A 13,472-nucleotide genomic window follows, 5' to 3' on the forward strand; every position below is an offset into this window, starting at 1 on the left:
CATGGCTAAATTTAAAATATTAGGTACAGCAGCGAGCGATGGCATTGCCATTGCTCCTGCTTATTTATTGACGGAACCAAATTTAGAATTTAAACGAGTAACCGTAGAAGATAGTGAACAAGAGATTAATCGTCTTGCCGATGCTATCGAAGTTGCTCAAGGTCAAATTATAAAAATTCATCAAATTGCTTTACAATCCTTAGGTCAAGAAGAAGCTCAAGTATTTGAAGCACATTTGTTAGTATTAGATGATCCTGAATTTAAAGGTCAAATCGAAGCTAAGATTACAGAAGAAAAAGTAAATGCAGAATCAGCTTTAAGTGAGGTAGCGAATTTATTTGTTACTATGTTTGAAAGCATGGTGGATAATCCATATATGCAAGAACGTGCGGCGGATATTCGTGATGTATCGGATCGTATTCTTGCAGCTTTATTAGGAGTAAGTTTGCCAAATCCTGCTACAATTTCTGAAGAAGTTATCATTATTGCAGACGATTTAACACCAAGTGATACAGCTCAATTAAACAAACGTTATGTAAAAGCATTTGTAACAAATATTGGCGGAAGAACTTCACACTCAGCGATTATGGCTCGTTCGTTAGAAATTCCTGCGGTTGTTGGAACACAATCTATTACAGACCAAGTAAAAGATGGAGATTTACTAATTGTTGATGCCCTTGAAGGTGTCATCTTAGTGGACCCAACAGAAGAAGAAATTGCAGAATATCAAGAACGTGCAAATGCGTATACAGCTCAAAAAGCTGAATGGGCAAAATTAGTTTCTGAGCCTACCATTAGTAAAGATGGTGTCCACTTTGAAGTGGGGGCCAATATTGGTACACCTAAAGATGCTGATGGAGCCGTCGAAAATGGAGCAGAAGCTGTTGGATTATATCGAACAGAATTCTTATATATGGACTCTAAAGATTTTCCAACTGAAGATGAGCAATATGAAGCTTACAAATCTGTTTTAGAGAAGATGGCAGGCAAGCCAGTGGTGGTACGTACGATGGACATTGGTGGCGATAAAGAATTGCCATACTTACAATTACCTGAAGAGATGAACCCATTTTTAGGCTATCGTGCAATCCGTATTTCATTGGATCAAAAAGAAATGTTTAAAACTCAACTTCGTGCGCTATTACGTGCATCGACAGCTGGTAAATTACGTATTATGTTTCCAATGATTGCAACATTAAATGAATTTAGAGCAGCAAAAGCTGTTTTAGAAGAAGCAAAACAAGAATTACTTAATGAAGGACAGACAGTTTCGGAAGATATTCAAGTAGGTATTATGATTGAGATCCCCGCTGCTGCTGTTTTAGCTAAGCAATTCGCTAAAGAAGTTGACTTCTTTAGTATTGGCACAAATGACTTGATTCAATATACAATGGCTGCTGACCGTATGAACGAACGCGTTTCATACTTATACCAACCATATAACCCAGCAATTTTAACATTAATCAAAAATGTTATCGACGCTGCTCATGCTGAAGGGAAATGGACTGGTATGTGTGGTGAGATGGCTGGCGATCAAACTGCAGTTCCTTTACTTGTTGGTCTAGGCTTAGATGAGTTTTCTATGAGTGCTTCAAGCATTTTAAAAACACGTAGTCTAATTAAAAAATTAGATACTAACAAGATGAAAGAATTAGCAGACAAAGCGATCAATGATTGTCAAACTGTTGAAGATGTTATTGCATTAGTTGAAGAAGCTAAAGCTAATTTAGACTAGAAAGTTAAAAGTTAAGAGTCTGGAACAAAAGGTTTCAGCTATCCAAAAAAGACAGGAATCACTAATTCATTTATGAATGAGTGGTTTCTGTTTTTTTATTGTCTTTATTTTGGGTTCTTTGGGTATATGGGGGAAAATAAAATGTGAGTTTTTAATGTCAGTTAGTAAATCAAATGCCCGCTCGCATGAAACTGGCATTTCAACCGAACGCAGGTCAACCGTTTGCAAAACGACACTCAGAAAACTTTCTTTTATCCCCAACTATTTTGCAAAAAAAACTACGACTTTAGGTGGAAAGTGATAATAATCATGTGCCTTTTGTTGATTCGACTTTAAATTTCATTAAATTTTACTTATAATAGAACTAATAAATAGAGATAGTTGGTGTATTCATGAATATAGGATTCTTTACAGATTCATATTTTCCTCAAGTTAGTGGTGTGGCTACATCGATTCAAACGCTTCGTAATCAATTGGAGGAGCGTGGACATAAAGTCATCATTTTTACAACAACCGATCCTAATGCCAAAATGGAGGCTGGTATCGTTCGGATTCCGAGTGTTCCATTTGTTAGTTTTCAAGACAGAAGAATTGCTTATCGAGGATTTGATCGTTGTTTAAAGATTGCTAGAGAATATGATTTAGATATTATTCACACCCATACGGAATTCAGTTTAGGCTTAGCAGGAAAGTATATTGCAAGTCGTTTAAAAATACCAAATGTACATACCTATCATACGATGTATGAAAAATATACACACTATATTTTTAATGGTGAGCTTGTTCAGGCAAGCCATGTTCGAGTCCTATCTCGGATGTTTTGTGAAAAAACGCAAGGTGTGATCACACCAAGTACGATAACGGCTAATAAATTAAGAGATTATGATATCAAAGTACCCATTGCTGTGATTCCCACGGGGGTAGATATTCCAGAATTTGATTATTACGGACGTCAAGAATTTCGCAAACAACTAGGTTATTCCAAAAACGATATTGTTCTATTATCTTTAAGTAGATTATCTAAAGAAAAAAATGTCGATCAAGTTATTGATTCATTTAAAGAAATCAATTTAGAAAATCCTGCAACGAAATTATTAATTGTAGGTGATGGTCCTGCAAGGGAAGAGTTAAAAAAGCAGGCAGAAGATTGTCCTGCGATAAGTTTTGTTGGTGAAGTGGGCCATAATCAAGTGGCTAAATTTTATCAAGCAGCTGATTTATATATCAATGCTAGTGATTCAGAAACGCAAGGATTAACGTACTTAGAGTCTTTTGCTAATCAGCTTCCTATCGTTGCTCGTGGGAATTCATATTTGGAATCGATCATGCTAGGTGTTCAATTTGGAGCCTTATTTGATGAAGAGAACAGTTTAACTGATGTTGTCTTAGAATATCTAGATGATAAAGCAAATGGTATAATTCCGGAAATTGAAGCACATTCACTTTTTGAGATTTCATCCGAGTATTTTGGTGAAAAAGTAGAAACATTTTACCATCAAACCATTTTAAATTATTTGCAACAAGACCATACAATGTTTGATAAACTTTATAATTCTATGAAAGAACTGATTCATGATGTTGTCATAGGAGGGGGAAATAAGGGTGAGTAAAATTGGATTTATTGGGCTAGGTGTCATGGGAAAAGAAATGGCGCGGCATTTACTGAGTGCAGGTCATGAAGTTCACGTCTATAATCGTACGAAACAAAAAGCCGATGAGTTAGTTGCATATGGTGCAAAGTGGCAAGATACTCCAGCTGAGATTGCTGCTAGAACAGATTATGTCTTAACAATCGTTGGTTATCCACAAGATGTCGAAGAAGTCTATTTTTCTGAACAAGGATTATTTAGCGTTGCGAAAAAAGGACAAGTTTTTATTGATTTAACAACATCGACACCAAGCTTAGCAAAAAAGATATTTGATTTTGGACAAACAATCGGTGTTGAAACCTTGGATGCGCCCGTGTCCGGAGGTGATATTGGTGCAAAAGAAGCGCGCTTGACGACAATGGTCGGTGGAAATGAAACAACTTTTGAAAAAGCTAGTCAAATTTTAAGTGTATTTAGTGGAAAAGTGACTTATATGGGCGAAGCGGGCAGTGGGCAACATACAAAAATGGCTAATCAAATAATGATTGCCAGCACCATGGTTGGTATGGTTGAAACCCTATTGTATGCGGAAACGATGGGGCTAGATAAAGAAAAAGTTATTGAGATTTTAGGTTCAGGAGCAGCCGCTAATTTTTCTCTAGCCAGTTATGGACCACGTATTCTTACAGAAGATTATTCTCCTGGCTTTTTCGCTAAACATTTTTTAAAAGACTTAAAAATTGCTTTAGATGAAGCAAAAGCTAAAAACTTAACATTACCTGGTACCCAATTAGCTACCGATTTTTATCAACAAGTAGTCGATAAGGGATATGGGGATTACGGGACACAGGTGCTAATGAAGTTTTTGTCTGAATCAAATTAATAAACTGAAAAAGATATTATTAAAAATCGGCAGATAGACTCTTTTTGTAGTAGAGTTTATTCTGCCGATTTTTATTTAGTTATTTATTAATGAGGGATTAAGAAAAACTAGATTTATTTTTTGATTTTTTAAGTTGGTTAACTTGCAATTTCGCTGTATTTTGATACTATACTATAAGAAAAATACCTATCGAAATTTATTTTTCGATTATTCTAAGATAGAAAGGATTTTCTTATGAAACCATCTGTATTGATTAATATTATTCAACGTTTAGAAGCTATGACGACTACAGATAATGACTTTGAAGTTCGTCGATTTGAAATTGATGGTGTTGAAAAATGCCAAGTCTCATATGATAACTCTACTGATATGTTTGAATTAACTGATAGTGAAACGAGTGGTGTCTTTCAATTTGATGATCTCGATTTAGTTGCAATTGAGATATACGAATTACTTGGTTAATCACAAGCAGTGAATAGTATTTATTAGAGGGATTGAGAATGTTAGGCAAACATAACTTAATTGCTAAAAAGCCGAATTTTTAAAATAGTGGAATCTGCCCTTGGCTCTTAATAATGGCTATTGGTTCGAGTTTACCACTCTTTTAAAAGTTCGGTTTTTTGTTATTGACTAGACAAAGACATTCAATATTTTAAACATACTGTGCTATAATAGAACTATTAAAATTAACTGAATCTAAAGGTTCATAGATATGCAGCTAATCATTCTAAAATTAGAACTGTGTTTCTATTCTCCAGGAGGACAAATGAAGAAGTATTTTACACCGGATTGGAAAATAAATTCCATCTATTTTATCACAGCGGAAGCTTTGTTGGAACGCGGTTATCGTGCGATAATTGTCGATCTTGATAATACATTACTGGCGTGGGATCAAGAAGAACACACGCAACAAATGGCTGAATGGTTGGAAGATTTGGTTCAAGACGGCATTAAAGTTTATATTTTATCTAATAATAAACTTCATCGGGTTGCGAAGGTCGCAGAACCATTAAAAATTCAATTTGCTGCAAATGCAATGAAACCTTTTTTAAAGAGTTTTAAACAAGCTGTAGATTATTTAGCTGTTCCCAATGATGAAATAGTTGTCATTGGTGATCAGTTATTAACTGATGTCTTTGGAGCTAAAAGATTTGGCTTAGATGCCATTTTGGTTCGTCCGATTGCAGCGAATGACATTATATATACTAAATTAAATCGTGTTTTAGAAAAAGTTATATTTAAGTTTGTTGGAATTGATCGACATGCGGATTGGGGAGTAACATTAGATGACTGAAATGATACAATGTGTAGGTTGTGGAGCAATTATTCAGACAACAGAAGTAGATGAAGCAGGCTATCTACCTGAATCTGCTTTAAGAAAAGGATTAGAAAAAGGAACGTTATATTGCCAACGCTGCTTTAGACTGCGTCATTATAATGAACTAAAAGATCTTAATATTTCAGATGATGTCTTTTTAAATCGATTAAGTGAGATTGCAGAAGATAAAGCCTTTGTGGTGAGTATTATTGATATTTTTGATGTCGAAGGTAGTTTAATCCATGGTTTACCACGCTTTATTGGCAATCAGCCTTTTATCGTTTTTGTTAATAAAGTTGATTTATTACCTAAATCAACTAATTTAAAGCGCGTTGAGCATTGGATTCGTCGTATTTTAAAAGAGAACGGACTGTTTCCTAATGATGTTATCTTAGGAAGCGCCAGTAAAAACCATACATTAGCTGCTCTAAGAACGGTGATTGAAAAAGAAAGTAAACACCGCAATGTATATATAGTTGGGGTTACTAATGTGGGTAAATCGACACTAATAAATAATTTAATTGCCTACTATGGAGGAGAAAAAGAAGTCATAACGACATCTAACCATCCTGGAACGACATTAGATATGATTAGGGTGCCTGTTAATGAACAATATGCCATTATTGATACTCCTGGTATCATTCATCGCACTCAATTAGGACTGCATTTAAACCGCGAAGAACTAAAAATGGTATTGCCAAGTAAGTTAATGAAACCAACAACCTTTCAATTGAATCCAAATCAAACAATATTTATTGGCGGAATTGCAAGAGTAGATTTTAATAAAGGTGAAAGAACTTCTTTTACATTTTATGTTTCAAACGATATGTACTTACATCGAACTAAAACGGAAAATGCAGATGGATTTTATCAAGCACATATTGGTGAATTGTTACAACCTCCGTTCAAAGAAAATGTTGATTCATTTGGTACATTAAGTCCGAGAACCATTCAACTAAAAGCTGACCAAGATATAGCAATTTCTGGTTTAGGTTGGTTTACAGTCAATCAAGATGTTGAGATTGTATTATGGATTCCAAAAGGTGTTGGTATATCCATCCGTGAGTCTATCATTTAAGTGAAAGGGTAAATCGTATAGGAGGAAAAAGCGTGGAACTAAATAAAGCGCAATTAAAATACTTAAGAAAATTATCACATAAAGAAAAGCCTTTATTTCAATTAGGTAAATTAGGGCTAACAGATGTATTTATTGAACAAATAGATGCAGCATTAGAAAAACGTGAATTAATCAAATTTGTTATCTTACAAAATAGTGATGAAGATTTAGAAGATGTTAGTTCTGAAATAGCTGAAAGAACTAATGCTACCATTGTGCAAACAATTGGTAATACGGCAATTTTATATAGAGAAGCATTAAAAGATAAGCATCAGAAGATTAGTCAAGAAGTACATAATTTAGTTTAGGAGGATTAACATGGCACTTGAGACTAAAATTCAAATTTTTGCTTCATTGGATGAAGTCTTTGATGTATTGACATTTTCTCAAGAAGCAAAGCAACCTTCGAAATATGATCGAAATCGTATAGGTATTCTTGGTGGTACATTTAATCCTCCCCATATGGGGCATTTATTAATGGCGGAACAAGTTGGAAATCAACTTGAATTAGATGAAATCTGGTTTATGCCTACGGCTAAGCCGCCACATGCTCCTGGGAAAAAGACGATTGCTGCTCAACATAGGCTGCAAATGGTGCAAAAAGCAATTGACGGCAATCCGCTTTTTAAGCTACAACCATATGAAGTGAATAAAGGTGGAATCAATTATACTGTTGACACCATGCGACATTTTATAGAGGAGTATCCATTATCCGACTTTTATTTCATCATCGGTGGCGATAGTGTGAATGACTTGACGACTTGGCGTGAAATTGATGAATTAAACCAACTGGTGCAATTTGTTGGGGTAAGACGTCTTGGATCACGGCCTTATGATACGCCTTATTCTGTTATTTGGGTTGACTCACCCTTAGTAGACTTATCATCAACCGAAATACGTTTAAGGGTGTATTTAGAACAATCGATTCGTTATCAAGTGCCTCTTGCAGTTGAAGAGTATATTATGAAACATCGCTTATATATGGAACAATAGATTGAGGTTAGAGATGGAATACACACAAAATCTTATCAATTGTAGTCGGGATGAACTTCTTGATCAATTAAAAGATGTCGTAAAGACAAAAAGGTTCAATCATATTTTACGTGTTGAAGAAACAATTATGACTTTAGCTGAAAGATATGGTGTTGATCAAGAAAAAGCTTCGATTGCTGCTTTATTACATGATTTTTCAAAAGATTTGGAATCACAAGTAATGCGTGAATTAGCAAGACAATATTGGAATGAGCCTTTATTAGAAGCTAGTTCGGATGAAATCTGGCATGGATTTGCAGCAGCCCAAATTGCCCAAGATCATTTTAATGTAAAGGATAAGAGTGTCCTCACAGCTGTCGCTGGACACACAATTGGATGGTTTGAGATGGACCAGTTGTTTAAGATTCTTTATTTAGCAGACTACATCGAACCTGGCAGAGACTTTCCTGGTGTAAAAAAAGCTAGAAAACTTGCTGAAAATGATTTAGATGCTGCTGTAACGTTTAAAATGTCAGCAACCATTAAACATTTAATTGATAAAGAGCAAAGTATCTTTTTACCAACAATTGATATTTACAATTGCTGGATTTCAAAAAATTAGGAGGAATTAATATTAAATTAGTCGAAGAAAAATTAGAATTATTTGTTAAAGCCATTGATGATCGCTTTGGCCAAGACATCGTTGCATTAGATGTTAAGGAACTGACACCTTTAGCGGATTATTTTATTGTAACGCATGCAAGTAACGACAGACAGTTAGATGCTATCGTTGAAGCAATAAAAGATGCAGCTGAAGAAAATAGTTTTCCTATTAAAAACATTGAAGGAAAAGATGGTGGTAAATGGGTACTCATCGACTTAAACGATATTGTCATCCATGTGTTCTACCACAGTGAGCGCATGCATTATAATCTTGAGAAAGTTTGGCAAGATGCCCCATTAGTTAACTTAACAGATTGGATAACACCACAATGAGTTTTTCGAAAATAGCTGATGTTTATAATCGCTTTAACAATTTAGCTGTTTATGATGATTGGTTAGATTTTACAATAGATTATCTGGATGGACCAGGTATGAAGATATTAGATCTTGGATGCGGTACAGGTTATTTTACACAATTATTAGCACCTTTGAGTGGTCAAATAATAGGAGTGGATATCGATTCAGAAATGCTAAGACAAGCAAAAGCAGCTTATTCTATAGAGAATTTGGTTTTTAAAGAAGCTGACATGCTTGATTTAAGTCCACTTGCAAATGACTTTGATTTGATAACCTGTTTTGCGGATACTCTTTGTTTCTTAGATAACCTTGACCAAGTTCAACAAGCTTTTAAACAAATGTCTCAACACTTAAACAAAGATGGTTTGTTATTGTTTGATGTTTGGACCCCTTATCAAATAACGGAAGGCTTTGATGATTTTAATTATTTTGATCAAGATGAATCAGCTGTTTTAACATGGAAAAGCACGACTTTTCCTAAGGAATTAAAAGTAGATCATCATTTAACGGTTTTATCTCAAATCAACGGTAGTTCCAATTATGAACGTAACGAAACATTCTTAGTTGAAAAAACCTATACACTTAAAGAATATAAAAATGCTTTGAAATTAGCAGGTTTCTCAAATATTGAAGTATTTGTCGAATATGGGGAAGAAGAGTATGATCCAGCAAACCATCCTAGTCCTAATCGTTGGTTTTTTGTAGCAAGCAAATAGTAAGTAGGTGATTAGTCATTAAAAGTATCGGTGTCATCACAGAATATAATCCTTTTCACTTGGGACATGCCTACCAGCTTCAACAAATGAAAATGCAAACTAATGCAGAAGTAGTTATCGTTGCTATGAGTGGCAATGTTGTTCAAAGAGGCGAATTTGCTATTATTGATAAATGGAAAAGGGCAGAATTAGCGATTGAGTCCGGAGCTGATTTAGTCATCGAGTTACCCTTGTTAGCAAGTTTACAAGCAGCCGACTATTTTGCCCATTATGGTATTCAAGCCCTCAACCACTTTAAAGTAAATACCTTTGCTTTTGGCACAGAAACTGCCCATACAAATCAGTTACAAACTTACGTTGAATCTTTAATAAGAAATCAAGATCGGATTGATGAAGCGATTCCTAATTTGATTTCCCAGGGTTATAGCTATGCAGCTGCCATTCAAATGGCAACAGAAGCATTGATGGAAGACGTTGTTGTTGATTTTAATCCAAGTTCATCGAATCATATTTTAGCGATTCAGTATTTAATATATAATCAAAAATTAGACACAGCTATGCAAGCTATAGCAATCCCTCGATTGAAAGAAAATAATCATCATACTTTACTTTTAAGTGGGAGCCAAATCCGTTCTAAATGGTTTAATCAAGCATTAGAGCGAAATGATCTACCACAAATGACTTATGATGCCTTATTAAATGGCCCAACGATTAAATGGGACGATTATTGGTCTTTGTTAAAATATGCCGTTTTGTCAAAAACATCGCTTGAATTAAGTCAGATGTTGCATATGCGTGAAGGATTTGAAAATCGATTAATCAATGAAATTAAACTTTCTGAAAGTATCGATGATTTAATGCGTTCGTTGACATCAAAACGCTGGACGACGTCATCTATACAGCGTATCTTAATGGCTGTTTTATTAAATATAAGTAAAGTAGAATGGGAAAGCTATCAAAAGGCTTTTCAAAATCAACCATTCTACCGTATTTTAGGCTTTAATGAACAAGGGCAGCGATATTTAAATTATTTAAAACAAAATAAAATAGATTTTCATACAAAAATATATGAAAATAAATCTAAAGCTTATTTTGGAAATTTAAGAGCAGATTTAGTCTATGCGTTAAATCCCAATCATCAGGTCCGCGAACAAAATTACCAAACCTTACTATATATAAAAAAATAAGACCAAGAACAATTGACATAAAAGCAAAATTTGCGTATAATTCAATTTGTCGTTTTAGAGGTGATTAAATGAAATGGACGATTCGACAAATTCAAGAAGCTCCGGAAGGAATCTTGAGTTTTGATGAATTTCTCAATATAACTGAAGCTATCCAAGCACGTGATAAGTCCGTTATAGATCTTGAACCTGTTCAAGTAAAAGGGTATTTATCTGCAATTGATAGAGAGGTCATCTTACAGTGTCAAGCACTTGTTAATATTACGCTGCCTTCAACACGCAGTTTAGAGCCGGTGCCTTTACAATTGACAATTCCAATTATGGAAAGATATGTGTATCCAGACTATGACACAAATCTTCAAGACTATGAAGAAACAACCATTGTACTTGAGCATGATTACATTGACCTTGATTCTGCTGTTATTGATACTGTATTGATTAATTTACCAATGCGGGTGATTGCAGCTGATGAAGAAAATCATGATTTGCCAAAAGGCAAAGATTGGGCAGTAATTACAGAAGATGATTATAAAAAACAGCAAAATGAAGAAGCTAATCAAAAAATTGATGAGCGTTTTGCTGGATTACAATCCCTATATAACGAATTGAACGAAGAAGAATAGTAACTTCTTCTAATAAAGACCAGGAGGTGTAAAAAATGGCAGTACCAAAAAGAAAAACATCCAAAGCTAGCAAAAGAAAACGTCGTACACATTTTAAATTAGAAGTTCCAGGATTGAATAATTGTCCTGAATGTGGTGAGTTAAAATTAAGCCACCGCGTTTGCCCATCATGTGGTTATTACAAAAACAAAGAAGTAATTGAAGTAGCAGAATAATGATTAAAATCGAAGCTTAGTCTTCGATTTTTTTATTTATTTTAAAGGTCAAAACTAAAATGTTGACCTTTTTTGACCAATGAGGTATACTAACAAAGAATTGATTTTATAAGGAGGAAGTTATATGAATTTAGTTCCTACAGTAATTGAACAATCTGCAAGAGGTGAACGTGCATATGATATTTATTCACGTTTATTAATTGACCGTATTATTATGCTAAGTGGTCCAATTGATGACAATGTTGCCAACAGTGTTATTGCACAATTGTTATTCTTAGAAGCGCAAGATCCAGAGAAAGATATTTATTTATATATTAATTCTCCAGGAGGAAGTGTCACAGCTGGGTTAGCTATTTATGATACGATGAACTTTATCAATGCTGATGTGCAAACAATTGTTATTGGTTTAGCTGCATCTATGGGTTCATTCTTATTAACTGCTGGTACGAAAGGTAAACGTTTTGCTTTGCCAAATTCTGAAATTATGATTCACCAACCTCTAGGTGGTGCTCAAGGACAAGCAACTGAAATTGAAATTGCTGCTCGACATATTTTAGCAACACGAGATCGTTTAAATAATATTTTAGCAGAACGTACAGGACAACCACTTGAAGTCATCGAGAAAGATACCGATCGCGATAACTTTATGACAGCTGAACAAGCTAAAGAGTATGGGATCATTGATGAAATTATGGAGAAAAACTCTCAATTAGGTAAGTAACCCTACTTCAATATAAGTCAATCCGAACTATCTAATAGAGGAATCGATAATTGCTATAAAAGTAATTTACGCAGGCGGTTCTTAGTGCTATTAAGATGGTTCGGATTTTTTTTGCCGTAGGGATAGTGGGCGAAAAAAGTCCAGGTGTTGATAAAATTCTTATATCCAAATTCGATGCTATATTGTTTGCACCCTATTATATTTAATGTTACAATGTATACGTAATGAAGAAGTTTTACTTTTCCTTTACATTTCAAAAATAAATTTTTTGTCATTTGCCGATTGGTCGATAAATGTCCAATTAGGAGGGTCAAATTTGCATGATGTACTTTCAATGATAAAAATAATTATGCCTGAACTGGAAGAGTTGTTAGAACAACGTTTACAAATTTTACATCAACTAAAACAATTGGATAGTCGGATAGGACGTAAACGATTAGCTGAAAAACTTGATTTGACTGAACGTAGTTTAAGAACAACACTTGACGTACTTAGACAACAAAATTTAGTTGATATTAGTTCTAAAGGTATCCAAATCACTTCTTTAGGTTTGAGGATGCTAACAGAATTAGAAAATGATTTTATCAATCATCATCCATTATATCACGAAGAACAACAGTTAGTTAAATTGTTAGGTTTAGACCATTGCTATATCGTTCCGGGTGATGCAGAAAAAGATGATGATGTTTATACTGCAATTAGCAAAATTGTTCAAGATGTCTTAGTTGATATTTTAAATCCATCGGAACGAAATGTTATCGCGGTAACTGGAGGATCTACACTTGCTAGAATTGGTGAAAATTTCACACCTGACTTAACCAAAGAGCATGATATTACTTTTGTGCCTGCTCGGGGTGGAGTTGGTGGTTCATTCCATATTCAATCTAATTCGGTGGGTGGCGTCATGTCACAACAATCAAATGCAAAATATGTCCCTTTATTTATTCCAGAAGGTATCGATCAAAAAATGTATGAGCTTTTATTATCTGATACATCGATTCGTCGAGCGGTTCAAATGAGTAAACAAGCAAATACCTTGTTATTAAGTGTTGGAACTGCTAATGTTATGGCGAAAAGAAGAGATATTTCGAAAGAACAAATTAATTTCTTAATTGAAAAGAAAGCAGTTGGCGAAGCTTTCGGAATATTCTATAATAGAGATGGAGAAATAATTTTAAGGCTTCCACGAGTAGGAATACAAATGGAGGACTTGAGTACAATTCCGAATCTTATGACGATTGTAGCAGGTAGTACAAAAGCAGAAGCGCTCATTGCTTTTTATAAAATGACTCAAGCTCACGGATTGTTAATTTGTGACGAAGGTCTTGCAAAAATGGTTTTAAGTGGGTTGAATGCCCGTTAAAATAAAAATCTTTAGG

The 13,472-nt window shown here is 34.5% G+C and carries 16 protein-coding genes; all 16 read left to right on the forward strand.

The features are described 5' to 3' along the window. Position 1: 1 nt before the first annotated feature. Positions 2-1,735 carry a phosphoenolpyruvate--protein phosphotransferase gene (gene ptsP / locus ACTQ54_RS06360; RefSeq protein ID WP_441755299.1) on the forward strand — a complete coding sequence of 578 codons (1,734 nt, stop codon included), beginning with the start codon at positions 2-4 and terminating at the stop codon, positions 1,733-1,735. 392 nt (positions 1,736-2,127) lie between these two features. Continuing rightward, a complete protein-coding gene (locus ACTQ54_RS06365) occupies positions 2,128-3,345 on the forward strand; it encodes a glycosyltransferase family 4 protein (protein WP_441755300.1) in 1,218 nt (405 codons plus the stop codon). Continuing rightward, complete coding sequence (locus tag ACTQ54_RS06370; RefSeq protein WP_441755417.1) at positions 3,332-4,207, forward strand: NAD(P)-dependent oxidoreductase; 876 nt, start codon at positions 3,332-3,334, stop codon at positions 4,205-4,207. Before ACTQ54_RS06365 ends, ACTQ54_RS06370 begins: the two co-directional genes overlap by 14 nt. Before the next feature lie 234 nt (positions 4,208-4,441). Then, positions 4,442-4,669, forward strand: a complete 228-nt coding sequence (locus tag ACTQ54_RS06375; protein ID WP_441755301.1) for a YkuJ family protein — start codon at positions 4,442-4,444, stop codon at positions 4,667-4,669. Between the two features lie 304 nt (positions 4,670-4,973). Continuing rightward, complete coding sequence (locus ACTQ54_RS06380) at positions 4,974-5,501, forward strand: YqeG family HAD IIIA-type phosphatase (RefSeq protein ID WP_441755302.1); 528 nt, start codon at positions 4,974-4,976, stop codon at positions 5,499-5,501. Then, entirely contained in the window at positions 5,494-6,603 is a 1,110-nt protein-coding gene (gene yqeH / locus ACTQ54_RS06385; protein WP_441755303.1) for a ribosome biogenesis GTPase YqeH, read from the forward strand. The genes ACTQ54_RS06380 and yqeH overlap by 8 nt, the downstream gene beginning before the upstream one ends. A gap of 32 nt (positions 6,604-6,635) precedes the next feature. After that, complete coding sequence (locus tag ACTQ54_RS06390; protein ID WP_441755304.1) at positions 6,636-6,950, forward strand: YhbY family RNA-binding protein; 315 nt, start codon at positions 6,636-6,638, stop codon at positions 6,948-6,950. 10 nt (positions 6,951-6,960) lie between these two features. Next, entirely contained in the window at positions 6,961-7,635 is a 675-nt protein-coding gene (locus ACTQ54_RS06395; RefSeq protein WP_441755305.1) for a nicotinate-nucleotide adenylyltransferase, read from the forward strand. A 13-nt stretch (positions 7,636-7,648) separates the two neighbouring features. Further along, positions 7,649-8,236 carry a bis(5'-nucleosyl)-tetraphosphatase (symmetrical) YqeK gene (yqeK, locus tag ACTQ54_RS06400; RefSeq protein ID WP_441755306.1) on the forward strand — a complete coding sequence of 196 codons (588 nt, stop codon included), beginning with the start codon at positions 7,649-7,651 and terminating at the stop codon, positions 8,234-8,236. Further along, on the forward strand, positions 8,215-8,610 hold the full coding sequence (gene rsfS, locus ACTQ54_RS06405) for a ribosome silencing factor (protein WP_441755307.1): 396 nt from the start codon (positions 8,215-8,217) through the stop codon (positions 8,608-8,610). Before yqeK ends, rsfS begins: the two co-directional genes overlap by 22 nt. Further along, the gene (locus ACTQ54_RS06410; RefSeq protein WP_441755308.1) at positions 8,607-9,350 is read left to right on the forward strand and encodes a class I SAM-dependent DNA methyltransferase; all 744 of its coding nucleotides are present in this window, start codon (positions 8,607-8,609) and stop codon (positions 9,348-9,350) included. The genes rsfS and ACTQ54_RS06410 overlap by 4 nt, the downstream gene beginning before the upstream one ends. Positions 9,351-9,376: 26 nt before the next feature. Beyond that, positions 9,377-10,537: a tRNA(Met) cytidine acetate ligase gene (locus ACTQ54_RS06415; protein ID WP_441755418.1), complete on the forward strand. Its 1,161-nt coding sequence runs from the start codon at positions 9,377-9,379 to the stop codon at positions 10,535-10,537. Positions 10,538-10,605: 68 nt separating this feature from the next. Next, positions 10,606-11,157 (forward strand): YceD family protein, encoded by a 552-nt coding sequence (locus ACTQ54_RS06420; RefSeq protein ID WP_441755309.1) that lies wholly within the window; start codon positions 10,606-10,608, stop codon positions 11,155-11,157. Between the two features lie 35 nt (positions 11,158-11,192). After that, on the forward strand, positions 11,193-11,372 hold the full coding sequence (gene rpmF / locus ACTQ54_RS06425; protein ID WP_441755310.1) for a 50S ribosomal protein L32: 180 nt from the start codon (positions 11,193-11,195) through the stop codon (positions 11,370-11,372). A gap of 124 nt (positions 11,373-11,496) precedes the next feature. Beyond that, positions 11,497-12,093 carry an ATP-dependent Clp endopeptidase proteolytic subunit ClpP gene (clpP, locus tag ACTQ54_RS06430; protein ID WP_441755311.1) on the forward strand — a complete coding sequence of 199 codons (597 nt, stop codon included), beginning with the start codon at positions 11,497-11,499 and terminating at the stop codon, positions 12,091-12,093. A 316-nt stretch (positions 12,094-12,409) separates the two neighbouring features. After that, positions 12,410-13,456: a sugar-binding transcriptional regulator gene (locus ACTQ54_RS06435; RefSeq protein ID WP_441755312.1), complete on the forward strand. Its 1,047-nt coding sequence runs from the start codon at positions 12,410-12,412 to the stop codon at positions 13,454-13,456. Positions 13,457-13,472: the final 16 nt, after the last annotated feature.

This window comes from Fundicoccus sp. Sow4_H7, from assembly GCF_052115865.1.
Lineage (GTDB): Bacteria > Bacillota > Bacilli > Lactobacillales > Aerococcaceae > Fundicoccus_A.